Here is a 24,267-nt window from a genome sequence, read left to right as displayed (position 1 = left end):
CTCCGGTGTCCGTTAGTCGGACATCTTTGTTCAGTTGCCGGTACGCCACTAGCGTGTCAGCCGTGTCAAGCGCCGTTCCCCTGCCTCCGCCCGGCCCTCGCGGCATTCCGCCCCTGTTCGCGCGGCTTGTCGACGACGCCGCCCTGTTCCCCCCGGGGAACGCCGCCATGCCCGACGCGGTGCGCCTGCACCTCGCCGGGCGGGCGGGCGAGCGCGCGGGCCTGATGGGCCTGTTCCTGTGCCAGGCGTCCCGCCTGCCCGAGCTGATCACCGAGTTGGTGAAGGCGAAACCGGCGAAACCGGTCGCGCTCTCGCTGGTGATCGACACCGGGCTGGGCGGGGTGCCGAAGGCGCTGTCGATCGTCGAGTCGCGAGCCGAGCTGCTCGCGCTGCGGATGGTCGAGATGCCCGCCCCTGCCGACATCGACGACGTCTGGCTGGAGCGGGTCAACGAGTTCGTCCCCGAGGACGTCATCCGGGTCGTGGAGCCCCGCCGCGGCGGGGTCGAGTGGCTGGAGGGCATCCGCCGGGTCGTCGAGCACGGGAGCTGGCCCAAGATCCGCACCGGCGGGCTGAGCCACGAGGCCTTCCCCAGCGTTGACGAGGTCGCCGACTTCCTGTCGGTGATCAGCGCGGGCGAGGCGTCGTTCAAGGCCACCGCGGGCCTGCACAACGCCGTCCGGCACACCGACGGGACCACCGGCTTCACCCACCACGGGTTCCTCAACCTGCTGGTCGCCACGGCCCGGCTGCTCTCCGGCGGCGACGTCCGCGCGGCGCTGTCGGAGACCGACGGCAAGCTGCTCGCCGAGGAGGCGGGCGGGCTCAGCGACCAGGCCGCGCACGCGGTGCGCGCGGTCTTCGGCTCCTACGGCTCCTGCTCGCTGACCGACCCCGCGACCGACCTGGAAGGGCTGGGCCTGCTGTGACGGCCTGCTGGATCGACGACCCGGCGTTCACCGCTTCCTCCCCGTTCGGACCGCAGACGCTGCCCTACGGGGTCGTGGAGACCCCGGACGGGCCCTCGGTGGCCGTGCGGGTGGGCGACCACGCGCTGCCGCTGCGCCCGATCGCGGCCGAGTTCACCCCCGACCTGCGCGAGCTGGTCACCGCGGCATCGCTCGACCCGCTGCTGGCGGCGGGCAGGCCCGCGTGGTCGGTCCTGCGCGCCCGGCTGCGCGAGCTGGTGACGGCCCCCGCCGCCCCGGCGGGCGCGGTCCTGCTGCCGCTCGCGGAGACGACCACGCGGTTGCCGTTCACCGTGGGCGACTACGTGGACTTCTACTCGTCGCGGGACCACGCGGAGAACGTCGGCCGCATCTTCCGCCCGGACGCGGAGCCGCTGCTGCCGAACTGGACGCACCTGCCGGTCGGCTACCACGGCCGGGCGGGCACGGTCGTGGTGTCGGGCACCGACGTGGTCCGCCCGCACGGGCAGCGCCGGGGGGCGGAGGGCCCGGAGTTCGGCCCGAGCACCCGGCTCGACATCGAGGCCGAGATCGGCTTCGTCTGCGGCGGCCCGGTGGCGGGCCGGGTGTCGACCTCGTCGGCCCCGGACCACGTCTTCGGCGTGGCCGTGGTCAACGACTGGTCCGCCCGCGACATCCAGGCCTGGGAGTACGTGCCGCTGGGCCCGTTCCTCGGCAAGTCCTTCGCCACCTCCATCAGCGCCTGGATCACCCCGCTGGAGGCCTTCGCCGCGGCGCGAGTGAAGGTGCCCGACCCCGGCCACCCCCGGCTGGACTACCTGGTCGAGGACCAGAACTGGGGTCTGGACCTGCACCTGGAGGTGGTCTGGAACGGCACCGTCGTCTCCCGCCCGGACTTCGCGGGCATGGCCTACTCGTGCGCCCAGCAGCTCGCGCACATGACGGTCAACGGCGCCACCGTCCGCCCCGGCGACCTGTTCGCCTCCGGCACCGTCTCCGGCCCGGAGAAGCGCCAGCGCGGCTCGTTCCTGGAGCTGAGCTGGAGCGGCGCGGAGCCGATCACCCTCGAAGACGGCAGCACCCGCACCTTCCTGGAGGACGGCGACACGGTGACGATCACCGCCACCGCCCCCGGCCCGGACGGTTCGGTCGTCGGCCTCGCCGAGGTCACCGGCACCGTGGTGGCAGCACCCTGATGCCCGGCATCCGGTCCACCGGCCCCGCGCCGCGCCCGACCCCGGCGGCGGGGAAGGAGAGCTCGCTGACCCTGGACCGGGGCCTGGCCCTGCTGCAGGCGGTGGCGGACGCGGACACCGAGGCGCCCACCATCAGCGACCTCGCCGTGGCCATCGGCGCCAGCCGGGCCGCGGTCTACCGGCTCCTGGTGCCGTTGCAGGCCCGCGGCCTGGTCCGGCGCGAGGGGTCGAAGGTGCGCCTGGGCCTGGGCCTGCTGCAACTGGCGGCGAAGGTCGCGCCCCAGTTGCGGGTGGCCGCCCTGCCCGCCCTGCGGGAGCTGGCCGAGGCCGTGGGCGCCACCGCGCACCTGACCGTCGCCGACGGGGACGAGGCGCAGGCCGTGGCGGTCGTCGAACCGTCGTGGACGACCTACCACGTGGCCTACCGGGTGGGCACCCGCCACGCGCTGCACCGGGGCGCGGCCGGGCGGGCGATCGGCCTGCGCGCCGAGGAGGCCCCGTGGACGGGGAGCACCGGCGAGCTGCAACCGGGCGCCCACGGCGTCGCGGCCCCGGTGCGCGGCGTCCTGGGCCTGCGGGCCAGCGTGGGCGTGGTCAGCCTCGATCCGATGGACGCCGAGGCGGTCGGCCCCGCCGTGGTGGAGGCGGCCCGGCTCATCGCCGAGGCACTGCGCTGAAGAAATCCGCGCTGAGGAAATCCGCGCTGAGGAATCTGCGCTGAGCGACCCCCCACCGGGCAACAGGTCCGGTCACGACCCGAACCGGGCGAGGTTCAGGTACGGGTACCCGGGCAGCCCGGCGACGGCCTCCGCCCCGGGCGCGGGCACCCCCGCCACCCACAGCTTGCCGGTCCCGGCCACGTTCGCCCGCAGCGCCTGACTGGCCCGCGGCAGCGTCACCGGCACGGTCCGCCCGGCCACGACGGCCTGCGCGGTCACCGTCCGCGGCCCACCGTCGACCGCGGACTCCGCCAGCGTCGCGGGGACCGGGGTCCACCCGCCGACGCCGAGCATCCGGTCCACCTTGGCCCAGTAGCGGACCTTCCGGACCCGCCACGCCAGCAGCCCGGCGAGCAGCAGCGTCGCCAGCAGCACGAGCAATGTCAGCTCCAGCAGTTCCCCGGCGAAGTCCCGCCCGAGCAGGTCCGCGATGACCACCCCGGCGAACACCAGCAGGACGGTCGGGGCGATCAGCTCGGTGCGCGAGCGCCGCCGCGGCCCCGCGATCAGCCGCGACACCACCGCGTCCGCCGCGGCGACCGGTGCCCGCACCGGGGCGGGCTGCGCCACCTCGACCTCGTACCCCAAGGCGACGTCCGCCGCCGTCACCCGAGCCGCGCCCAGCGGCAGCGCCAGCCCCGAGGACCGCAGCGCGACCCAGCCGCCCGCGTCCGGTCCCACCAGCCACACGCGACCCGTGCGGGCGAAGACCTGCCGCACCGCCCAGGGCAGCGCGGCGGCCACCAGCGCGTGCCGCGTGCCGTCCGGTTCGGTCACCAGCAGCGGCGTCCTCCCCCGGGCGGGTCGGAACACGGTGACCGCCGCCCGCCGCCACGGCTGCGCCGCGAGCAGCCGGGCCGCGGGCCGCAACCACGTCCCGTACAGGTGGGCGGTGAGCAGGAAGGCGATCACGAACGCCAGTGCCGCGATGGTCAGCACGGCCACGACCAGCCAGGACGCCCCCGCTGCGGCCAGCCAGGCGGCGGGGGCGCCGAAGACCAGGGCGGTGGCGGGCAGGGCGAACAGCGGCAGCCGCAACGCCCGCAGCGCCCGCCCGGTGACCCCATCGGACAGTGCCGGGACGTCCGTGGGCGGTTCGACCGCGGGCGCCTCCCGTTGCGTCGCGCTCATCAAACCTCCACCCTGGTGCGATGTCTCGGCAGCGTAACCAGTTGGTGGGATGTGCGGACACCGCCTTTCGCGGGGGCACCCCGGCAAGTTAGGGTTACCTAACCCAGGAGGTGTGCCAGTGAGCAGAGCAGACGCCCCGCGGCCCCCGGCACCACAACCCCCCGAGCGCGCCAGGACCATGGCCGCCCTCGGTGGTCGGGCCACCCTCGTCCCCGCGGGGGACCCCACCCGCACCGACCGCTTCACCCCGCTGGTCCACCACGTGCACGCCGACGCCTCGGTCAGCGTCCTGCTGCCCGACGACCACGAGCTGGTCGCCACCGCCTGGCAGGCGCCGCGCGGGGAACTGGCCACCATGGTGGAACTGGCCGACCCGGCGCCGGTCCCGCTGCGCGAGTCCATCCGCGGTCTGCTGTGGATCACCGGCTGGCTGCGCGCCCTGTCCGACGACGAGGCCCGCGCCTTGGCCGTGGAGGTGGCCGCCGACCGGCCGGACCCGCGGCTGCTGGACCTCGGCCACGGCGCCGCCCTGCTCAAGCTCGTCCCGGCCTCCCTGGTCCTGGCCGACGGGGAGGGCACCCACCCGGTGCCGCTCGACGCCTTCGCCGCCGCCGAGCCCGACCCGTTCGCCGCCCAGGAAGCGGGCTGGCTGCGGCACCTGGAGGTCTCCCACACCGACGTGGTGGCCGCCCTGGTGCGGCACCTGCCGGAGGAGCTGCGCGGGGGCCACGTCCGGCCGCTGGGCCTGGACCGCTTCGGCCTGCGGCTGCGGGTGGAGGCGACCGACGCCGACCACGACGTCCGGCTCGCCTTCTCCCGCCCGGTCGGCACCCCCGCCGAGCTGAGCACCGAGCTGCGCAGGCTGGTCGGCTGCCCCTTCCTGGCCGCGCAGCGCACCTGACCCGACCGCCGGGTAGCTTCGCCGGGTGCGAGCCTGGTTCTTCCCCCCGCGCCCAGACCGGTGGCTGGTCGACGACCCGCGAGAACGGCGCCTCATCCGCGTCGAACTGCTGATCGTCTTCGCCATCACCCTGGGTCTCACCGGCCTGAGCAGCCTGCTGTCCCTGGTCGACTCGCTCTTGCAGCCGGTGGCGTTGAGCAGGCAGACCGTGGCGATCAACGTCCCGCAGGCCGACCTGGGTGTGCTGGACCTGCTCAAGCAACTGGTCGGCGTCATCCGGCTGACGGCGTGGGGCGCGCTGGGCGTGTACCTGCTGCACCGGGCGGGCTTCGCGCTCGCGGCAATCGGGTTGGACGCGTCCCGCAAGAAGCGGGACGCCTTGGGCGGCCTGGGCCTCGCCGCCCTCATCGGCATCCCCGGCCTGGGGTTCTACCTGCTCGCCTACGGCCTGGGCATCAACCTCGCCGTGGCGCCCACGACCCTCAACGACGCCTGGTGGCGCCCGGTCGTGCTGATCCTGCTCGCCATCGGCAACGCCTGGGCCGAGGAGGCGCTGGTCGTCGGCTACCTGATCACCCGGCTGCGGCAGCTCGGCCAGAGCGAGAACCGCTCCCTGGTCGTGGCGGCGGTCCTGCGCGGCTCCTACCACCTCTACCAGGGCTTCGGCGGGTTCCTGGGCAACGTGGTGATGGGTCTGGTCTTCGGCCGCGCCTGGCAGCGGACGAACCGCCTCTGGCCCCTGGTGATCGCGCACGCCCTGATCGACGTGGTCGCCTTCGTCGGCTACGCCGCGCTGCGCGACAAGGTCTCCTGGCTCCCCTGATCCAGCGGAACAGCCCCGGTCGAGGTAGTAAGGGCACATGGCAGGCCTCGGCGAGTACCGCAGGAAGCGGAACCCCGGCCGCACCCCGGAGCCCGTCCCCGCCGACGGCCCGCTGCCCGCAGGCAACGACGACACCTTCGTCATCCAGGAACACCACGCGACCCGCCTGCACTGGGACGTCCGCCTGGAACGCGGCGGCGTGCTGGTGAGCTGGGCCGTGCCCAAGGGCCTGCCGGAGGACAAGGGCGACATCCGCCTGGCCGTGCACACCGAAGACCACCCGGTGGAGTACGCCGCCTTCGAGGGCAGCATCCCCAGGGGCGAGTACGGCGGCGGCAGGATGTTCATCTGGGACCGGGGCACCTACGAGACCGTCAAGTGGGACGACCGCGAGGTGGCGGTCGTGTTCAACGGCAGCCGGGTGCGGGGCAAGTACACCTTCTTCAAGGGCCGCTCGGAGAAGGACTGGATGGTCCGCCGCTCCGACCCGCCGCAGCACCCGGACCGGACCCCGCTGCCCGACCTCCTGGAGCCGATGCTGGCCACCCTCGGTGCCCTCCCGCCCGCCGACGAGGACGACCTGTGGGCGTACGAGTTCAAGTGGGACGGCGTCCGCGCCCTGGCCAGGGTCGAGGGCGGGCGGCTGCGGCTGTTCTCCCGCAAGGGCGCCGACATCACCGCCACCTACCCGGAACTGCGCGCGCTCGGCGAGGACCTGGGCAGCACGCGGGTCTGGCTGGACGGCGAGGTGATCGCGTTCACCGGCGGCACACCGTCGTTCGCCGCGCTGCAACAGCGGATGCACGTCGACGACGAGCGGCTGGCCCGCAGGCTCGCGGCCGACTTCCCGGTGACCTACGTGGTGTTCGACCTGCTGCACCTCGACGGCAGCCCCTGCCTGGACCTGCCCCACGAGCGCCGCCGCGCGCTGCTGGAGGACCTGGACCTGCGCGGCCCCCACTGGAACCTCTCCCCCAGCTTCCCCGGCGAGGGCCCGGCGGTCCTCGCCACCGCCCGCGAGCAGCGGTTGGAGGGGGTGATCGCCAAGCGGCTGGAATCGCGCTACCTGCCGGGGCGGCGCTCGGCGGACTGGGTGAAGATCACCGATCTGCGCACGGCGGAGGTGGTCATCGGCGGGTGGCGGCCGGGTGAGGGCAGGCGCCGGGGCGTGTTCGGCTCGCTCATGCTCGGCGTGCCGACGGACGCGGGTCTGCACTACGTCGGCCAGGTCGGCACCGGGTTCACCGACGAGGTGCTGCACGACCTGATGGGCCGGTTGCGCCCGCTGGAGCGCAAGACCCCGCCGTTCCACAACGAGGTGCCGCGCGCGCGGGCGCGGGGCGGGCACTGGGTGCGGCCGACCCTGGTCGGGGAGGTCGTGTTCCGGAACTGGACGACCGACGGGCGGCTGCGCGCGCCGTCCTGGCGGGGGTTGCGGCCGGACAAGGGGCCGGAGGACGTCAACGGCGCGGAGGGGTGGCCCGGTGGCCGGTGAGGTGCTCGTCGACGTGGCCGGTCAGCGGCTCCAACTGTCCAACTTGGACAAAGTGCTTTACCCGGGGGACGGCTTCACCAAGGGCGACGTGATCGACTACTACAGCCGGGTCGCCCCGGTGCTGACCCCGCACCTGCTCGACCGCCCGGTCACCTTCCGCCGCTTCCCGGACGGCGTGGCGAAACCGGGGTTCTTCGAGAAGAACGCCGCCGGGCGTGCACCGGACTGGCTGCGCACGGTCACCATCGAGACCCCCGGGTCCACCACCGGCGCGGAGAGCCTGGACTTCGCGCTGCTGTGCGACCTCCCGGCACTGGTGTGGGCGGCGAACCGGGCCGGGATCGAACTGCACGTTCCACAGTGGACCGTAGGCCCGCGCGGCGGTCGGCGGGCACCGGACCGGCTGGTGTTCGACCTCGACCCGGGGGAACCCGCGACGGTCGTGGAGTGCTGCGAGGTCGCGCTGGCGCTGCGCTCGGCGCTGGAGGCGGACGGGCTGACCGCGGTGGCGAAGACCAGCGGCTCCAAGGGGATGCAGCTCTACGCCCCGGTCACGACCACCTCCCCGGACCGCACCTCGAACTACGCCAGGGCATTGGCCGAGCGGCTGGAGGCGGAACTGCCGGGGCTCGTGGTCTCCCGGATGGCGAAGAAGCTGCGCCCGGGCAAGGTCCTCATCGACTGGAGCCAGAACAACCCGCACAAGACCACGGTCGCCCCGTACTCGCTGCGCGCCCGCCCCCTGCCCACCGCCTCCACCCCGCTGACCTGGGACGAGGTCACCGCCTGCCGCACCCCCGACGACCTGGTGTTCACCGCCGACGACGTCCTGGACCGGGTCGCCGAGCACGGCGACCTGTTCGCGCCGCTGCTGGAGAAGGGCCCCCGGCTGCCGCGCTAGAGCGCGAGCGGGGCGGAGCCGAAGGCGACGTTGAACCGGTCGCACCAGATGACGACGCTGCGCAGGCCCCCGAGGTCGGCGTCGGCGGGGACGGCGTAGTTGTGGTTGCCGTCGGTGGCCTTGATCTTCCCCAGCTTGACCACGCGGCCGTCGTCGTACTTGTGCCAGTCGCCGCCCGCGGTGGCCGTGCTCAGCCAGACGTGCACGTCCGGGCCGTCGGAGGTGGAGAAGCCCTCCAGGCGCAGCACCCGGGCACCGCCCTGTTCGAGGAGGCGGGCGGCACCGGAGGTGGGGTGCTCCTGGCTGACGAACCGGCCCTCGGCCAGGACCGCGGGACCGGTCGGCGTGGGCGCGGTCGTGGTGGTCGCTTCGGGGGCCGGTGCGGGTGTGGCGGTGGTCGTCCCGGGGGTCGCCGGGGTGGTGCTGACCACGGGGGCCTCGAAGGCCAGCGGCTCGTCCACGCGGCTGTGCGTGAAGAGTTTCCACGGCTGGAACGCCCAGAGTGCGATGATCACAACGGCGAGCACCGCGGTACCCGCACCCCACCACACCCTGCGGCGCAACGATCCGCGCATCGACCTCGCCCTCCGCTTAACGACCGGTGTGCCACAGGCCCGATCTGTGGCTTTCTCCGCCATTCTGCCCGCTCTGGAGCGGCGTTTTCCTTACCGAGTGGTTACGCTCGAATCCGTGACCGCTCCCTCCCCGGACATCCCCGAAGTCGAGCAGCCGCCGCCCGCACCCCGGGTGGACAGCGAGGTCGGCCCCCTGCGCACGGTCCTGCTGCACCGGCCGGGCACCGAGCTCAAGCGCCTCACCCCGCGCAACAACGACCAGTTGCTGTTCGACAGCATCCCCTGGGTCGACCGGGCCCAGGACGAGCACGACCGCTTCGCCGAGGTCCTGACCGGTCGCGGCGTGGAGGTGGTACTGCTGGCCGATGCCCTGGTCGCCGCCCTGGCCGACGAGCGGGCGCACGCCGCGGCCGCCACCACCGCCGTCGACCGCCGCAGGCTCGGCAACGAACTGGGCGACGCCCTGGCCGCCCACCTGTCCACTGTGGACGCCAAGGGCCTGGCGGACGTGCTGATGGGCGGCATGACCTTCGAGGAGCTGCCGCACGCCGAGGGCGCCTCCCTGGTCCGCCGGATGCACCACCCGCACGACTTCGTCGTCGACCCGCTGCCGAACCTGCTGTTCACCCGCGACTCCTCGGTCTGGATCGGCGACCGGGTGGCCATCGCATCCCTGGCCATGCCCGCCCGCGCCCGCGAGACGGCGCTGCTCGACCTCATCTACGCCTACCACCCCCGCTTCCGCGCCGCGGGCCGCGCCTACGGCGCCCACTACGCCCCGGTCGAGGGCGGCGACGTCCTCCTGCTGGCCCCCGGCGTCCTGGCCATCGGCGTCGGCGAGCGCACCACCCCCGCGGGCGCGGAGTCCCTGGCCCGCTCCGCCTTCCGCGACGGCCTCGCGCACACGGTCCTCGCCGTCCCCATCGCCCAGGACCGCGCCACCATGCACCTGGACACGGTCTGCACCATGGTCGACCGCGACGCCGTGGTCATGTACCCGGCCATCCGCGACACCCTCCAGGCCTACACCCTGCGCCCCGAGTCGGACGGCGTGGTCGTCGACGGTCCCGCCCCCTTCCTGGAGGCAGCGGCCGCGGCCATGTCCATCGACCGCCTCCGCGTCATCCACACCGGCCTCGACCCGGTCACCGCCGAACGCGAGCAGTGGGACGACGGCAACAACACCCTCGCCGTGGCCCCCGGCGTGGTCGTCGCCTACGAGCGCAACGTGGAGACGAACGCCAGGCTGGAGGACGCGGGCATCGAGGTCCTGCGCATCAGCGGCTCCGAACTCGGCACCGGCCGGGGCGGCCCCCGCTGCATGTCCTGCCCCATCACCCGCGACCCCCTGTAACCCGTTCGAGCGGGACAAGGCCGACCACGCGCGGGGGGTGGGGTGAACCTGCCCCGAACAGCGCGAAACCCGGGCTCTCGCCGTCCGACGAGCCTGCCCGGGTTCACTTCCAAGACCGAGTGTTCTTGGCTGACGCCGAATCTAGCCCATTCGGCGTTCGCCGGGCAGTCGCCCGATCGGGACCGCCCGTTCGAGCGAACATTTGCGCGCCCCCAGTGGTTCACCCCCTGATACAGCCGATGCCCAGCGGGTGAAATCGCCCCACCTGTTCATCGACGAGTCGATCCGGGGACGCACCTACCTGCTGGGTGTCGCCGTCGTCCCGGTCAACCGACTGGCCGCCGCTCGCACCCTGCTGCGCGCGCTCTGCCTCCCGGGCGAGCGACGGGTGCACTTCCAAGCCGAGAGCAACACCAGAAGGCGCGCGCTGATCTCCGAACTGGTGGCCGGGGGGATCTCGGCGGACCTCTACCTGGCCCAGGGCCCGGCGGGACAAGCGCGGGCGGCGTGCGTGCGCGCCATGACCATTGACGCCTGCAAGCGGGGCGCGCACCGCGTCGCCATCGAGTCGCGAGGGGAGACGGGTGACCGCGCCGACCGGTTGACCATCTCCTCGACGCTGCGCGCGATCGGCGTGGGGACGTTCGACGGGCCGTTCTACGAGCACGTCCAATCCCACGAGGACCCACTGCTCGGCATCGCCGACGCCACGGCGTGGGCCTACGGCGCGGGCGGTGACTGGCGGCGACGAATCCAGGGGGTCATCAACCAGGTGATCCAGGTCGAGAATTGACCCCGGACAGCGCGAAACCCGGGCTCCCGTCGTCCGGCGGGTCCTGCCCGGGTCCACTTCTGCGGCCTAGTGGCCTCAGCAACGATGACTCTACCCCATTCGACACCCGCCGCGTAGTCGCTCGATCGGGGCTTACCTGGACAGGCGTAGTCAGTCACATTTTGTGACATCAGGCCAAAAGATAGGAATGCCTAACCTGAATTGCCACTCGATAGGCTTGCCTAACTGTGCAATAGCCTTGCCTAACGTGACGAGAATAGCGCATCAAAAACCTGCATAATCGCTATTCGGGACGTATCGTCGGTGCCATGACCACGAAGTTCCACCAGTTGCTCCAGTCCCAGATCCGCAACGAGTTCAGCGCCTCCCAGCAGTACGTCGCGCTCGCCGTCTGGTTCGACGGGCAAGACCTCCCGCAGTTGGCGAAGCACTTCTACCGCCAGTCGCTGGAGGAGCGGAACCACGGGATGATGATCGTGCAGTACCTGCTGGACAACGACATCTCGCCCGCGGTGACGGGGGTGGACGAGCCGCGCAACGACTTCGCGGACCCGGTCGAGTTGATCGCGTTGGCGTTGCAGCAGGAGCGGACCGTCACCGACGAGGTGGTGGCGCTGGCGAAGACCGCGCGGGACGAGGACGACTACACCGGCGAGCAGTTCATGCAGTGGTTCCTCAAGGAGCAGGTCGAAGAGGTGGCCTCGATGACGACGCTGCTCAACGTCGTCAAGCGGGCGGGCGGGAACCTGTTCGACGTGGAGACCTACCTGGCCCGCGAGACCGTGGGCGACACCGGTTCCGACCCGACGGCGCCGCGCGTCGCGGGTGGCGCCATCTGATCCGACGCACGAGTGGGGTGGTTCCGGGCGACCGGGACCACCCCACTGCGCTGTCAGCGGTGGGCCAGCGACGCGGGCAGTTCGAACTCCCCGTCCGGGCCGGGTGGGAACTCGTGCACGCCCACCACGGCCGAGGCCGGGATGGGGCCGTAGACGTGCGGGAACCACGGTCCGCCGGGCTCCGGGGGCGACCCGACCTCCCAGCGGACCGGGGCGCCGATGAGCGCCGGGTCGATCTCCAGCAGCAGCAGGTCGTCCCGACCCGCGAACAGCCTGCGGGCCGGGACCAGCACCGAGCCGGGGTCCGAGCAGTGCACGAAGCCCACGGCCGGGTCGGGCTCGATCTCCGCCGCGGGCCAGTCCGCGCGGGCGGTGATGTAGACGATCACCGGATGGTGATCTGGCGGCCCAGCAGGCCGTCGCGGGCGCGGCGCTCGGCCGGGGTGAGCGGGGTGGACTCCACCGACGCCAGCGCGGCGTCGAGGCGCTCGCCGAGGGCGGTGGCGCCGTCGGTCCACTCGCGGGCGTGGAGTTCGCGGTCGAGGTCCCACACCGGCACCAGCAGGCCGTGCGCGCGGAACGAACCGGCGTAGCGGGAGCCCTCGCCCAGCGCCAGCTCACCGGCGGCGTGCAGCCGGGACAGGGCGGCGAGGAGCTGCTCCTCCGGTTCCGGGCGGACCCAGCGCAGGTGCGCCTTCTCCCCCGCGTCGACCCAGTACGCGGCCGGGCCGATGCGCTCGGTGGGCAGGATGGCGCCGTTGGCCCGCTCCAGCGACAGGGCGACCTCGCCGGTGGGCTCGCTGCCCTCGGGCATCCACCAGGTGAAGTCGGCGTGCACGACCGGCTCCAGCGGCGCGGTGGCGTCGATGAGGTCCTGCAACCGCTCCGGGTTCTCCCCCGCGTCGGTGTCCGGGCCGACGACGGCGAGCACGTCGCCCGGTTCGGCGTCGCGCGCCCACAGCACGGCGCGGGCCAGGTCGCGGCTGATGTCGTTGGACCGGGTCTGCACCTGCAGGCCGACGAACTTGACCCCGTCGGCGCGAACCAGTCCGGCGGCGGCCATCGGCAGCACGGTGGCGAGGGTGATCTCGTCCGCGCCCGCCCCGGGCAGCACGGCGGTGCCGGAGGGGACGAACTCGCGCAGCGCGATCAGCTCGCACTCACCGGCCAGCCCCTCGAACGGCCTGGCCACGGGGACGTCGACGACGCCACCGGCCGAGCCGTGGCAGGCCTTGTAGCGCTTGCCGGAGCCGCAGGGGCACGGCTGGCGCGGGTTCACTCCCGAGGAGTCCTGGGGGGTCGCCTTGCGCGCGTTCTTCACGGCGGATCGCCTGGACATCTACGACTCCTCGTCGAGACCGAGACCGGGATTGATGCGTGGGACGCTACCCAATCCGGCCGCGCCGGGGTCGGTGCGGGTGGGTCGGCGGCGCGCGGACCACGGTCGCGCCGCAGGCGGGGTTACCGTGGCCGGGTGAGCTTCGACCCCGCTGACCCGGCCTTCCTCGCCGACCCGTACCCGGTCTTCGCCGCGCTGCGCGCCGAGGCCGAGGTGCACGACCACCCGGGCCTGGGGCTGGCGGTGGCCGTCTCGCACGCCGCCTCCAGCGCGGTGCTGCGGGAGCGGTCGCTCGGTCGACTGTGGACGGACGCGGCACCGGTGGCCGCCTTCGCCGAGTTCAACCTGCTGCACCGCAACTCGCTGCTGGAGAGCGAACCTCCGACGCACACCCGGCTGCGGCGGCTGGTCGCGGCGGCGTTCGGCCGCGGCCACACCGAGCGGCTGCGGCCCCGGGTGGAGGCGCTGGCGGCGGGCCTGGTCGAGGAGCTGGCCGAGCGGGTCGACGCCGACGGGTCGGCCGACCTGCTGGCGGTGCTGGCCGCGCCGCTGCCGATCCAGGTGATCGGTGAGCTGCTGGGCGTGCCGGAGTCCGAGCGCGGGCTGCTGCAACCGTGGTCGAACGCGATCGTGAAGATGTACGAGTACGACCTCGCCCCCGACCTGGCCGCCGCGGCGGAGCGGGCGGCGGGCGAGTTCGCGGCCTACCTGCGCACCCTGGTCGCGCACCGCCGCGCGCACCCGGGCGACGACCTGGTCTCCGACCTGGTGGCGGTCCGCGACGGCACCGACCGGCTGTCGGAGGACGAGCTGGTCGCCACCGCCGTGCTGCTGCTGATGGCGGGCCACGAGGCCACGGTCAACGTCGTCGGCAACGGCGTGCACGCCCTGCTGACCTACCGCGACCAGTGGGAGCTGCTGCTCGCCGACCCGGCGCTGCTGCCGTCGGCGGTCGAGGAGCTGATCCGCTTCGACGCCCCGCTGCAGCTCTTCGAGCGCACCGCCACGGCCCCGGTGACCATCGCGGGCCACCGGGTCGAGCCCGGTGCCAAGGTCGCCGCCCTGCTCGGCGCCGCCGCCCGCGACCCGGCGGTGTTCACCGACCCGGACCGCCTCGACATCACCCGCTCCCCCAACCCGCACCTGGGCTTCGGCGCGGGCATCCACTACTGCGTCGGCGCCCCGCTGGCCAGGGTGGAGGTCTCGGCGGCGCTCAAGGCCCTCACCGCGCGCCTGCCCGGCCTGGTCGGCGCGGGTGCGCCGGAGCGCAGGCCGGAGTTCGTGATCCGGGGGTTGGAGGAACTGCCGGTGGGCGTCTAGCGCCGGGAGGTGGCCGGGCGGGGGCGCAGGCCCAGTTCCGGGGCGCCGTTGACCCGGACCACCCGGACCCGGCGCACCTCGTTCGCGTCGACCGGGGCGAGCAGGGCGGAGAAGCGGGCGACGACCACCTCGGTGGCGATCGCGAGCGCGGCGGCGGCCAGGTCGGTCAGCACGTTCAGCAGCACCCCGTCGGCTTCGGCCTGCACGCCGGAGCGGAAGCGCCAGACCACCGTGACGGTGAACAGGACCACGCTCGCCGCCCAAGCCGCCCACCACCAGCGCACCAGCGGCGACGGCCGGGGCCGTTCGGCCTCCGGGCGGCGCAGCACCGCGTGCTCCAGCTCGGCCAGGAGCGAACCCGGCACGACCAGGTTGACCAGCGGGACGACCAGGGCGGGCAGCACCTGCCAGTCCGGTCGCGGCGGGTCGTAGCCCGCGACGTCGGCGGCGACCCGGCGGGCGGTGAACAGCCACCAGACCGCGCCGAGCAGCGCGAGCAGCCCGGCCACCAGCGCCAGCACGGCACCGGTCACGACCAGGCTGTCCGACACCTCGACCACCCCGCGCGACAGCGCGCCATCGCGGCTGAGCAGCAGGAGCACGTAGCGCCAGGCCTCGGCACCGGCGGCCAGCAGCGCCACCGCGGCGAGCATCCACAGCGCCGAGGACGCCAGCCTGCCCCGGCGGCGCAGCCGGTCGACCGGGGCGGGTTCGTCGGCGTCGAGGCCGGAGACCGCGGTGGGCCAGCGCCAGGCCAGCGCGGGGAAGCCCCAGCGCGGCGGGGTGCGGTAGGCGGGGGGACCGGTGTACGGGCCGCGGCGCGGGCGGGCCGGGGGCGCGCCCGCCCCGGGCGGCGGGGTCGCCACCCAGTCGAACCGGGGCCGGTGCGGCTGCACGGTCAGATGACCCTCGGGGTCGGGTCGGTGTCGCTGACGACCGGCCTGCCCTGGGCCTCCCAGACCTGCATGCCGCCATCGACGTTCGCCGCCTCCCAGCCGTTGGCGTTGAGGTAGGCGGTGACCCGGGCGGAGCGGCCACCGGAGCGGCAGATCACCAGGTAGGTGGTGTCGGTGAGGTCGCCGAGGCGCCCGGCCAGCTCGCTCATCGGGATGTGCGCGGCGCCCGGCGCGTGCCCGGCGTCCCACTCGTCCCGCTCGCGCACGTCGAGCAGGGTGGTGCCCTCGGGCAGCTCGGCCGGGATGTCGGCCACGGTGGTGGTGGGCACGTCGGGGGTCGTCACGGGGTCAATGCTGCCACGCGCGGTCGTTGCCTGCGGGTGAGCTACCGCCGGTGGCGGCCGTTGGCGAGTCGGCTGCGCTCCTCCGCGGTGCCCCAGCGGGCGGTGTCGCGGTCGCGGATGAAGCCGAGCCGGTCGGGGGCGTGCATGCGCATCCGGATGCGGTTGGTCTCCGGTGGGACCTTGCTCGCGGTGGCCTTGCTCAGCAGGAACACGCAGAGGAACGCCACCGGCACGGTGACCAGCGCCGGTTGCTGGAAGAACGCGGGCGCCCAGCCGCCGGTGAACCCGCTGACGGTGGTGATGGCCAGCGACAGCAGCACCAGCCCGCCGCCGACGCACATGCCCGCCGCGGCGCCGACCCAGGTGATCCGGGGCCACCAGATGCCCAGCAGCAGGACCGGGCAGAAGGTGGAGGCGGCCAGCGCGAACGACAGGCCCACGCTGATCGAGACGTCCCCGTGGGGCAGCACCAGCGCGATCCCCAGCGGCACCGACCCGGCGATCACCGACGCCCAGCGGAAGTCGCGCACCCGGCCGCGCCCGCCGTTCGACGTCGACAGCACCCCGGCGACGCTGACCACCAGCCCGGACGACGTCGACAGGAACGCCGCGAACGCGCCCGCCGCCGTCACCGCGCCCAGGACCTGCCCGAGCGTGCCCGGCACGACCTTCAGCGGCAGGATCAGCACCGCCGCGTCCGTGCCGCCGGTGACCAGCAGCTCCGGTGTGTAGATCCGCGCCAGCGCGCCCAGCACGATCGGGAACAGGTAGAACAGGCTCAGCAGCATCATCACGTGCAGCGTCGTGCGGCGCGCGGCCCGTCCGTCGGGGTTGGTGTAGAACCGGGTGAGCACGTGCGGCAGGCCCATGGTGCCCAGGAACGTGGCGAAGACCAGCGAGTACGTGGTGAACAGGTCGCCGACGCCCGACCCCGGCCGCAACCAGGTGGCGTTGTCCACGGGTGCGCCCTCGACCACCGGCACCGCGGTGTCCGCGGCGAAGCGCAGCCGGGTGCCCGCGAGCACGGTGTGCTCGCCGGGGCCCCAGTAGACCACCCCGGTGGTGCGCCCGCCGTCGACCGCGCCGTCGGCCCACAGCAGCACCGCCTCGCGGACCTGGAGCACCACGTCGGTGCTGACGTCGATCTCGGCGGCGCTGGTGAACCGGGGCGGCAGCGGCGCGGCGAGCCCGGTGCCGCCCACCCCGCCCGCCCCGCCGTCGCGCAGGAACAGCACGCACAGCACGAACGTCGGCGCGGCGAGGGCGAACAGCTTGAGCCAGTACTGGAACGCCTGGACGACGGTGATGGCGCGCATCCCGCCGCCCAGCACGTTGACCATCACCAGCACGGCCACCACCACCGCGCCCGCCCACAGCGGCACCCCGGGCACGATCTGGCTCAGCGTCAGCCCGGCCCCCTGCAACTGCGGGACCAGGTAGAGCATGCCGATGAAGACCACGAACACGGTGGAGAGCCCGCGCAGTTGCCGCGACCCCAGCCGCGCCTCGGCGAAGTCGGGCAGCGAGTAGGCCCCGGACCGGCGCAGCGGCGCGGCGACGAACAGCATCAGCGCCAGGTAGCCCGCGGTGAAGCCGATCGGGTACCACAGCGCGTCGGCGCCGTCCTTGAGCACGAGCCCGGCGACGCCGAGGAACGACGCGGCCGACAGGTACTCCCCGGACACCGCCGCCGCGTTGCGCCGCGACCGCACGGTGCGCCGGGCGACGAGGAAGTCCTGGGTGGTGCTCGCCTGCCGGGCGCTGCGGAAGCCGATGGTGAAGGTGGCGAGCCCGACTGCGACGATGCCCGCCACCGCCCACAGGTTCAGTTCCAAGGCTCCCGAATCCCCGTGTCCCTCGATCTGGGCACTACTTCTCGACCATGTCCACGAAGTCGCGCTCGTGCCGTTCGGCCAGCACGTTGTACCAATACGCCAGGCCGAACAACAGGGGGAAGGGCACGATCCCGAGCAGTATCCACGGCAGCGGGACGCCCACCACGGTCACCCCGGACAAACCGGGCGCCAGGAAGAACACCAGCGGCAGCGCCCCGAGCGTGCCGATGACCAGCAGCGCCAGCTTCACCGCCGTCCAGAACTGGGTGCGGATGAAGCCGCGCACGACCTCCTCGGCCCAGCTCGTCTGCTCCTCGAGTTCCAGCACGGTCCGCAGCACGGTGACCGGGGCGCGGGAGTCGGCGAGCACGACCCGCTTGCGCCGCGGCGGGCGCGGCGGCTTGGGCTGGGTGGTCCCGTCGGTCACGGGCCCGCGCCGCGGACCAGGCGGTCCTTGAGTTCGCGGGTGTGCCTGCGGCTGACCGGCAGGACCTTCTCCTCGTGGCCGATGACCACCGAGTAGCCGGAGCCGCCCATCCGCAGTTCGGTGATCAGCGACAGCGGCACCAGGTAGGAGCGGTGGATGCGCACGAACCCGGCCTTCTCCCAGCGCTCCTCGAGCTGGGCGAGCGGGATGCGCACCAGGTGCGAGCCGTCGGAGGTGTAGAGGCGGGCGTAGTCGCCCTGGGCCTCGACCCAGCGCACGGCCGCCCGGGAGACCAGCTTGGTGGTGCCCGCCAGCTCGACCGGGATGACCTCGTCGTCGCGCTGCTCGGGGACCGCGGTCGAACCGCCGCCGCCATCGGAGTTGATTTTGGTCAGCACCCGCTCCATGGCCTTGTCCATCCGCGGCTGCTTGGCGGGCTTGAGGATGTAGTCGACCGCGCCCAGCTCGAACGCGGCGACGGCCTCGTGGCTGTGCGCGGTGACGAAGACCAGCACCGGGGCGGGCTTGAACCCGGCCACCACCTTGGCCAGCTCCATCCCGGTCAGCCCGGGCATGTCGAGGTCGGCGAAGACGACGTCGACGACCGGCATCCCGGCCGCCTTGCGGGCGGCCAGTTCCTCGTCGTCGCCGGAGAGCAGGCGCAGTGCCTCGGTGGCGTCGAAGGCCTTCAGGACGCGCCGAACCTGTCGGTTCCCGTTCAGGAGGATGACGAGCTCGTCCATGCCTGCTTGCTCGTCGTCGACGGCGAGAACGACGAGACCCGGGGTTTTGGTGGCGGTACTCACGGTGAGCGCAATCTTGCCCAGTACCCCCATGGCCTGTCCATGACCAATCCCAGTGTCACCCGTCCGAAGTAGCGAACCGAGACGATTGTGACTCAATGTCGAGATTGGACTGCCTTCACAGGCCGAAGCGCGACCACGTCACCCGGTTCTCGATCGCGTCGAGCGCGGCCAGTACACGGTCGGCCGCGGAGGCCCCCGGCACGCCGAGCCGCGCCAGCAGCGCCCGGCGGGGTTCGGCCACCACCAGCTCCGCGTCCGGGAACCGCTCGGCGAGCACCGAGCGCACGCTGCCCAGCCCGTCCACCAGCCCCAGCTCGGCCGCCTTCACCCCGGTCCACACCTCACCGGAGAAGAGCTGCTCGGGGGTGCCGGTGAGCTTGTCGCCGCGCCGCTGCAACACCCACTCGACGAACTGGTCGTGCAGCTCGCGCTGCAACCCCTTGAGCCACTCGACGTCCTCCTGGTCCTCGGGCAGGAACGGGTCGAGGCGCACCTTGCGCGCGCCCGCCGTGTGCACCCGCCGCTCCACGCCGAACCGCTCCAGCAGCCCGTTGAGCCCGAAGGTCGCCGAGACCACGCCGATCGACCCGACCTGCGAGGTGGGGTGCGCGTAGATCTCGTCGCCCGCGCAGGCCAGCCAGTAGCCCCCGGAGGCGGCGACGTCCTCGCAGAACGCCAGCACCGGGACGCCCCTCTTCGCCGCCAGCTCCCGCACCCGCTCCGCGACCAGGGCGGACTGCGTCGGCGCACCCCCGGGGGAGTTGACGACCAGCGCCACCGCCACCAGCCGCTCCCGGTCGAACGCCCGGCTCAGCGCGGACTCCACGGACGACACGTTGATCGCCCCGCGGGCCAGCGGCGTCGCCGACGGGCTGATCACCCCGTGCAGGCGCACCACGGCCACCACGGACGACTTCTCCCCGCGGTCCCCGACACCGGGCAACCGCGCCACGAGCTTCTCGGCCACACTCATGCCCCCGACCCTACGGCGCGCGGCCCGGGCGCACCGGGTGCCGCGGCCGGGTCAGCCCACCGGGCGGGCGACGGCGGTGTCGGGGTCCTGGTCCTCGGAGAAGTCCGGCAGGTCGGGGCGCACGCCGGGGAAGAACTTGGGCACCCGCAGCGTGATCTTCATCCCGGCGCCGGGGGCGGTCTCGACCATCAGCGCGTACTCGTCGCCGAAGACCTGGCGCATCCGCTGGTTGATGTTGCCGACGCCGACGTGCGAGCCGGTCTTGTGCGCGTCGCGCAGGTCCTCGAAGAGGCGGTCGGCGTCCATGCCGACGCCGTCGTCCTCGATCACGATCAGCGCCTCGGAGCCGTTGTCGTGGGCGAAGACGCTGACCGTGCCGCCGCCCGGCTTCTTGGCGATGCCGTGCCGGACCGCGTTCTCCACCAGCGGTTGCAGCACCAGGAACGGCACCACGACCGACTGGACCTCCGGGGCGATGCGCAGCCGCACGTTGAGCCGCTCGCGGTACCGGGCGCACTCGATGGTCAGGTAGCGGTCGATGTTGCCCAGCTCGTCGGCGAGGGTGGCGAACAGGCCCGAGGAGCGGAACGAGTAGCGGGTGAAGTCGGCGAAGTCCTGCAGCAGCTCGCGCGACTGCTCCGGGTCGGTGCGGATCAGCGAGGAGATGGTGTTGAGCGTGTTGTAGATGAAGTGCGGGGAGATCTGCGCCCGCAGCGCCCGGATCTCCGCCCTGGCCAGGGCCTGCTTGGACTCGTCGAGCTTGGCCAGCTCCAACTGGATCACCAGGAAGCCCGCCAGCTCGTCGGCCGCGCGGATCAGCCGCTTGCTGTCCACCCCGCCGACCAGGACCAGGGTGCCCTCGATCTGCCCGTCGATGATCAGGGGGACGATCACCGCCGTGCGCATCGGGCAGCTACCGCGGCGGCCGCACTGCAGGTTCTCGTGCTGGATGTGCTCGCGGTGGCCCCGGCGGACGACCTCCACGATGGGCACTTCCAGGTCCACGTAGTGCTCGTTGGCGTCACCGGCCCAGGACAGCAGCCTGCCCTCGCCGTCGGAGATGCCCACCGCGACGCACTTGAGCAGCTCGACCAGTTCCTTGGTGGCCTGGTCGGCCGCCTTCTCGGTCAGCCCGCCGCGCAGCTCCGGTGCCGCCCGCGACAGCCGCTGGACCGCGTCGAGCACGGCGTCGTCGACCGACCCGGCCTTGCGCGGGCGGCACAGCGCCACGAACAGACCCAGCACCAGCAGCGTGGCGATGACACCCACCACCGCGCGCTCGGTCAGCAGTTGGCCCACCAGGGAAGCTCCCGCCTGTCACAGGGTCGGCTGACAACGGTAGTACCTACTTGAGCAGCCTGGACAGCCGCCGGTCGGCGAGCGGTTTGCCGCCGGTCTGGCAGGTCGGGCAGTACTGGAAGGCCTTGTCGGCGAACGACACCTCCCGGACCGCGTCCCCGCAGACCGGGCAGGGCAGCCCGGTGCGCGCGTGCACCCGCAGCCCGGAGCGCTTCTCGCCCTTGAGCCGGGCCGCGGACTGCCCCACCGAGCGGTCGACCGCGCCGAGCAGCACCTCCCGCATCGCCGCGTACAGCCGGTCCAGGGCGTCGTCGTCCAGGCGGCCCGCGGTGGCGTACGGGGAGAGCTTCGCCACGTGCATGATCTCGTCGGAGTAGGCGTTGCCGATGCCCGCGATGACCCGCTGCCCGGTCAGGGCGGTCTTGAGCCGCTCACCGCGCCCGGCGAGCAGTTCGCCGAACTCGTCGCGGGTCAGCGCCAGCGCGTCCGGCCCCAGGGTTGCCACCTGCTCGATCGACGTCGGGTCCTCCACGACCCACACCGCGAGGCCCTTCTTGGTGCCCGCCTCGGTGAGGTCGAACCCGGGCCCCTCCCCCGGCGGGCCCAGGTGCACCCGCAGCGCCAGCGGCCCCTTGCCCGGCTTCGGCGGCGCGGCCGACATGGTGTCCGCCCAGCGCAGCCACCCGGCCCTGGCCAGGTGGGTGACCAGGTGCAGGCCGTCGCAGTCCAGGTCGAGGTACTTGCCGAAGCGGCCCGCGCCGGTCACCTCCCGGCCGTGCAGCGCCGTCCACGGCGGGCTGGCCGTCTTCAACGCGCTCATGGAAGCGACGTCGACGCGCGCGACGGTGCGGCCGACGGCGTGTTCGCGCAGGTGGTGGGCCAGGGCTTCGACCTCGGGCAGTTCCGGCACCGGACCAGTCTCACCCGGAACCGCCCACCTGTCATGCCCTAGTTGATCGGTTTGAGGATGCCCTCGTAGCTGGGTTGGGCGTCCATGCTGAGGCTCTTGGCGATCCGGGCGATCTCCCCGCGCGCGGCGAAGTAGCCGCGGACCTTGCCGACCCAGCGCTCGGTGGGCTCGCCGTCGCCGTCGTCACCGGTCTCGGCGATCAGCGTCCACGGCCTGCGCATCGCCCAGCGGACCGGGAAGAACAGGGCAAGCAGGACCAGCAGCACGACGAGCCAGCTCGGCACGTACACGTCGGCGGGGGTCCAGTAGACCAGCACCACGGCCAGCAGCACGACCACCGACAGCATCACCACGCCGGGCACGTACCCGGCGGCGACGTCGTGCTCGAAGTCGTCCTCGGTGGCCGGGGTGCGCCACTCGAGCGTGCCGTGCACGGTCCACAGGCGGCCGTTCACGTCGCGTACCTGGCGCGTCATCTCTCAGCCCTCTCGGTGTGGCGCTGCTGATCGGGAGTCACGCTGATCAGAGTCGGCAGTGCGTAGGACACCGAGAGACAACGGTACCGCCTCAGCTCTCCGCCCAATGGGTGAAATGCGCTCATCGTGGCCGATTGTCGCACCGGCCGGGAACTTGATCAACCGGATGGCGTGCGCGTCACCGTGGGCGCCTCGGGGGCTTCGCGGCCCGCGCCGCCCGACATCGGGGTGGGCGCGGTGGTGCCACCGGGGGCGCGGTAGCGGGTGTACTCGCTGGTGCTGGTCGACACCGTGGTCTGGTCGGCGGCGTTGACCAGCGTCGTGGTGCTGACCTCGGAGATGACGTCGTACTGGTCGTAGACCCACCACTTGCGCTGCTGGGACACCTGCCGCGACACCACCGGCAGCGTGTCGTCGTAGTCGTCGACCGGGGCGTCGAGCACCGTGGGCCCCTCGTCGCGGCCCTCGGGGGTGCGCGTCGTCGTGCTGGTCGGCGCCGGGTCGGTCACCGGCGGCACCGGCGGCGCGGGGGTCCGCTCGCGCTCGGGCTCCCGCCCGACCCCGGGGGGCGGCTGTCCGGCGGACGGGTCGTGCCCGGCCTCGATCCTGATCGCGCTGGAGGCGGCCGTCGGCGGGTCCGTGGCGCCGGTGGTGCCCACCGGAGCGGGGCTGCCGGAGGTGACCACCAGCGTCGGCGCGGTGCCGTCGAGGTCGGCGAAGGCGTCCGGCTGCCCGTCGACGTGCCCCAGCGGCAGCAGCGTGAACGCCCCGACCGCGGCGGCCGACGCGGCGGCGGCGGCCACCTGGAACTTGACGCCGGTCAGCACCGCCTTGGCCCCGGCCAGCAACCCGGCGGGCGCGGCGGCCTGCTGCGCCAGCGCGAGCCCGGCGACCGGGACGGTGAGGAACGCGGCGTGCGCGCGCAGCCCGGCGCAGACGTCCTGCAACTCGGCCTGCATGTCGGTGCACGACGGGCAGACCTGCAGGTGCGCCCGGACCTTGCGCCGCTCGGTGCCCTTGATGCTGCCCGCGGTGTAGGCGCCCAGCTTCTCCAGCGCGGCCCGGCACCCCACGGAACCGCGCTCGGTGGCCAGGTGCGCCTGCAGGTACGCCGCCCGCAGCCCCTGCCGGGCGCGGCGGGCCAGCGCGGCGGTGGCGTTGGGGCTCAACCCGAACTTGCCCGCGACCACGGCGGGCCGCTCCCCCTCGACCTCGACCTTCCACAGCACGCTGCGCCAGCGCTCGGGCAGGCTGGTGAACGCACGGGTGATCAGGGACCGCTCGGTGGACCGCCCCGGGTCGTCCAGCTCGGGACCGGCCCGGTAGTCCAGCTCCTCGTCGGTCACCGGCACGTCCCGCCTGCGCCCGGCCCACTCCCAGGCCACCCGGCGGACGACGATCAGCAGGTACCCGCGCACGTTGTCGACGGGCCCGGAACCGCGGCGGATGGCCTGCAACACGCGGAAGAAGGCTTCGGCGGTCAGGTCCTCGGCTTCGGCACGGTCGGTGACCATGCCGCGCGCCAACCTGCGCACGGCGTCGCAGTGGCGGGAGAACAGCTCACCGAAGGCGGCGTCCTCACCGGCCCGCAGGCGGCGGAGCAGAGCACGGTCTTCGCAGGTGGCGGCGGACGGCTCGGCCTCGTCGTGCGCACCGTCGCGGCACCCGCCCGCGGCAGGCCGGTCGTCCCCGGTCATCCGGCCCGGTACCTCCTCCTGGCCGTCGTGACAATAGTGAACAGATTGCCACATGCGCTGGTCTTCCGGTTGATATCCGTGAATAACGTTAAGCGGAGCCCTACGGATGTCCTAGTCCGTCCGAGTTCCACATCACGCACAGTCACGACCATCCCCCGACGGGGAAGGCACCCCCCGGGTTGCGACCCGGTGAACGGCATCGGGTACAGTTCACGCCGCACCGGGAAACCGGGGCACGCGGATGTAGCGCAGCTGGTAGCGCATCACCTTGCCAAGGTGAGGGTCGCGA

The 24,267-nt window shown here is 73.2% G+C and carries 25 protein-coding genes; 11 read left to right on the top strand and 14 right to left on the bottom strand.

Going from position 1 to position 24,267, the window contains the following annotated elements; translation table 11 throughout:
- Nucleotides 1–62 precede the first annotated feature (62 nt).
- The 3 genes from UO65_RS08855 to UO65_RS08845 are packed head-to-tail and all read left to right on the top strand — an operon-like array spanning nt 63 to nt 2,802.
- On the top strand, nt 63–929 hold the full coding sequence (locus UO65_RS08855) for a hypothetical protein (RefSeq protein WP_411431348.1): 867 nt from the start codon (nt 63–65) through the stop codon (nt 927–929).
- Nucleotides 926–2,125 carry a fumarylacetoacetase gene (gene fahA / locus UO65_RS08850; RefSeq protein WP_052020929.1) on the top strand — a complete coding sequence of 400 codons (1,200 nt, stop codon included), beginning with the start codon at nt 926–928 and terminating at the stop codon, nt 2,123–2,125. The genes UO65_RS08855 and fahA overlap by 4 nt, the downstream gene beginning before the upstream one ends.
- A complete protein-coding gene (locus UO65_RS08845; RefSeq protein WP_052020928.1) occupies nt 2,125–2,802 on the top strand; it encodes an IclR family transcriptional regulator in 678 nt (225 codons plus the stop codon). The genes fahA and UO65_RS08845 overlap by 1 nt, the downstream gene beginning before the upstream one ends.
- A gap of 72 nt (nt 2,803–2,874) precedes the next feature.
- On the opposite strand, the gene UO65_RS08840 is transcribed toward UO65_RS08845, so the two are convergent.
- Nucleotides 2,875–3,975: a hypothetical protein gene (locus UO65_RS08840; RefSeq protein ID WP_035280530.1), complete on the bottom strand. Its 1,101-nt coding sequence runs from the start codon at nt 3,973–3,975 to the stop codon at nt 2,875–2,877.
- Nucleotides 3,976–4,093: 118 nt separating this feature from the next.
- Between UO65_RS08840 and UO65_RS08835 the strand changes: the two genes are divergently transcribed.
- From UO65_RS08835 to ligD (UO65_RS08820), 4 genes are read left to right on the top strand one after another with little or no spacing between them, the layout of a single operon-like run.
- Nucleotides 4,094–4,876 carry a DUF2470 domain-containing protein gene (locus UO65_RS08835; RefSeq protein WP_035280528.1) on the top strand — a complete coding sequence of 261 codons (783 nt, stop codon included), beginning with the start codon at nt 4,094–4,096 and terminating at the stop codon, nt 4,874–4,876.
- A 25-nt stretch (nt 4,877–4,901) separates the two neighbouring features.
- Nucleotides 4,902–5,699 (top strand): CPBP family intramembrane glutamic endopeptidase, encoded by a 798-nt coding sequence (locus tag UO65_RS08830; RefSeq protein WP_035280525.1) that lies wholly within the window; start codon nt 4,902–4,904, stop codon nt 5,697–5,699.
- Nucleotides 5,700–5,736: 37 nt separating this feature from the next.
- Nucleotides 5,737–7,194: a non-homologous end-joining DNA ligase gene (gene ligD, locus UO65_RS08825; RefSeq protein WP_035280523.1), complete on the top strand. Its 1,458-nt coding sequence runs from the start codon at nt 5,737–5,739 to the stop codon at nt 7,192–7,194.
- Nucleotides 7,184–8,095, top strand: coding sequence for a non-homologous end-joining DNA ligase (ligD, locus tag UO65_RS08820; protein ID WP_035280521.1), 912 nt, complete (start codon nt 7,184–7,186; stop codon nt 8,093–8,095). Before ligD (UO65_RS08825) ends, ligD (UO65_RS08820) begins: the two co-directional genes overlap by 11 nt.
- On the opposite strand, the gene UO65_RS08815 is transcribed toward ligD (UO65_RS08820), so the two are convergent.
- Entirely contained in the window at nt 8,092–8,622 is a 531-nt protein-coding gene (locus UO65_RS08815; protein ID WP_233427493.1) for a DM13 domain-containing protein, read from the bottom strand. The genes ligD (UO65_RS08820) and UO65_RS08815 overlap by 4 nt on opposite strands.
- Before the next feature lie 220 nt (nt 8,623–8,842).
- Between UO65_RS08815 and UO65_RS08810 the strand changes: the two genes are divergently transcribed.
- The 3 genes from UO65_RS08810 (at nt 8,843) to UO65_RS08800 (ending at nt 11,656) form a co-directional block, all read left to right on the top strand.
- Entirely contained in the window at nt 8,843–10,024 is a 1,182-nt protein-coding gene (locus UO65_RS08810) for an arginine deiminase (protein ID WP_035280517.1), read from the top strand.
- Between the two features lie 250 nt (nt 10,025–10,274).
- Entirely contained in the window at nt 10,275–10,817 is a 543-nt protein-coding gene (locus UO65_RS08805) for a hypothetical protein (RefSeq protein ID WP_035280516.1), read from the top strand.
- A 308-nt stretch (nt 10,818–11,125) separates the two neighbouring features.
- Nucleotides 11,126–11,656 carry a ferritin gene (locus tag UO65_RS08800; protein ID WP_035280514.1) on the top strand — a complete coding sequence of 177 codons (531 nt, stop codon included), beginning with the start codon at nt 11,126–11,128 and terminating at the stop codon, nt 11,654–11,656.
- A gap of 53 nt (nt 11,657–11,709) precedes the next feature.
- On the opposite strand, the gene UO65_RS08795 is transcribed toward UO65_RS08800, so the two are convergent.
- Entirely contained in the window at nt 11,710–12,045 is a 336-nt protein-coding gene (locus UO65_RS08795; RefSeq protein ID WP_035280512.1) for a DUF952 domain-containing protein, read from the bottom strand.
- A complete protein-coding gene (locus UO65_RS08790) occupies nt 12,042–12,995 on the bottom strand; it encodes a DUF5926 family protein (protein ID WP_035280510.1) in 954 nt (317 codons plus the stop codon). Before UO65_RS08790 ends, UO65_RS08795 begins: the two co-directional genes overlap by 4 nt.
- 135 nt (nt 12,996–13,130) lie before the next feature.
- Between UO65_RS08790 and UO65_RS08785 the strand changes: the two genes are divergently transcribed.
- On the top strand, nt 13,131–14,315 hold the full coding sequence (locus UO65_RS08785; RefSeq protein ID WP_035280508.1) for a cytochrome P450: 1,185 nt from the start codon (nt 13,131–13,133) through the stop codon (nt 14,313–14,315).
- Here the strand turns inward: UO65_RS08785 and UO65_RS08780 are convergent.
- From UO65_RS08780 to UO65_RS35680, 10 genes are all read right to left on the bottom strand, one after another.
- Entirely contained in the window at nt 14,312–15,211 is a 900-nt protein-coding gene (locus UO65_RS08780; RefSeq protein ID WP_035280506.1) for a DUF4328 domain-containing protein, read from the bottom strand. The genes UO65_RS08785 and UO65_RS08780 overlap by 4 nt on opposite strands.
- Nucleotides 15,212–15,213: 2 nt before the next feature.
- On the bottom strand, nt 15,214–15,555 hold the full coding sequence (locus tag UO65_RS08775; protein WP_035280504.1) for a rhodanese-like domain-containing protein: 342 nt from the start codon (nt 15,553–15,555) through the stop codon (nt 15,214–15,216).
- Nucleotides 15,556–15,596: 41 nt separating this feature from the next.
- Nucleotides 15,597–17,390 carry a sodium/solute symporter gene (locus UO65_RS08770; RefSeq protein ID WP_035280502.1) on the bottom strand — a complete coding sequence of 598 codons (1,794 nt, stop codon included), beginning with the start codon at nt 17,388–17,390 and terminating at the stop codon, nt 15,597–15,599.
- Nucleotides 17,391–17,424: 34 nt separating this feature from the next.
- Nucleotides 17,425–17,817, bottom strand: a complete 393-nt coding sequence (locus UO65_RS08765; protein ID WP_052020926.1) for a hypothetical protein — start codon at nt 17,815–17,817, stop codon at nt 17,425–17,427.
- Complete coding sequence (locus UO65_RS08760; RefSeq protein WP_035280500.1) at nt 17,814–18,653, bottom strand: LytR/AlgR family response regulator transcription factor; 840 nt, start codon at nt 18,651–18,653, stop codon at nt 17,814–17,816. Before UO65_RS08760 ends, UO65_RS08765 begins: the two co-directional genes overlap by 4 nt.
- 85 nt (nt 18,654–18,738) lie before the next feature.
- Nucleotides 18,739–19,596, bottom strand: a complete 858-nt coding sequence (locus tag UO65_RS08755; RefSeq protein WP_035280498.1) for a S49 family peptidase — start codon at nt 19,594–19,596, stop codon at nt 18,739–18,741.
- Nucleotides 19,597–19,647: 51 nt separating this feature from the next.
- On the bottom strand, nt 19,648–20,895 hold the full coding sequence (locus UO65_RS08750) for a GAF domain-containing sensor histidine kinase (RefSeq protein ID WP_052020925.1): 1,248 nt from the start codon (nt 20,893–20,895) through the stop codon (nt 19,648–19,650).
- A gap of 46 nt (nt 20,896–20,941) precedes the next feature.
- Nucleotides 20,942–21,805 carry a DNA-formamidopyrimidine glycosylase family protein gene (locus UO65_RS08745; protein WP_035280496.1) on the bottom strand — a complete coding sequence of 288 codons (864 nt, stop codon included), beginning with the start codon at nt 21,803–21,805 and terminating at the stop codon, nt 20,942–20,944.
- A 38-nt stretch (nt 21,806–21,843) separates the two neighbouring features.
- Nucleotides 21,844–22,281: a hypothetical protein gene (locus UO65_RS08740; RefSeq protein WP_035280494.1), complete on the bottom strand. Its 438-nt coding sequence runs from the start codon at nt 22,279–22,281 to the stop codon at nt 21,844–21,846.
- A gap of 158 nt (nt 22,282–22,439) precedes the next feature.
- A complete protein-coding gene (locus UO65_RS35680; protein ID WP_052020924.1) occupies nt 22,440–23,978 on the bottom strand; it encodes a sigma-70 family RNA polymerase sigma factor in 1,539 nt (512 codons plus the stop codon).
- Between the last annotated feature and the right edge of the window lie 289 nt (nt 23,979–24,267).

Source organism: Actinokineospora spheciospongiae, from assembly GCF_000564855.1.
GTDB classification, from domain to species: domain Bacteria; phylum Actinomycetota; class Actinomycetes; order Mycobacteriales; family Pseudonocardiaceae; genus Actinokineospora; species Actinokineospora spheciospongiae.
Note: the sequence above shows the minus strand (reverse complement) of the source record. Positions and strands in the feature narration are given on the sequence as shown.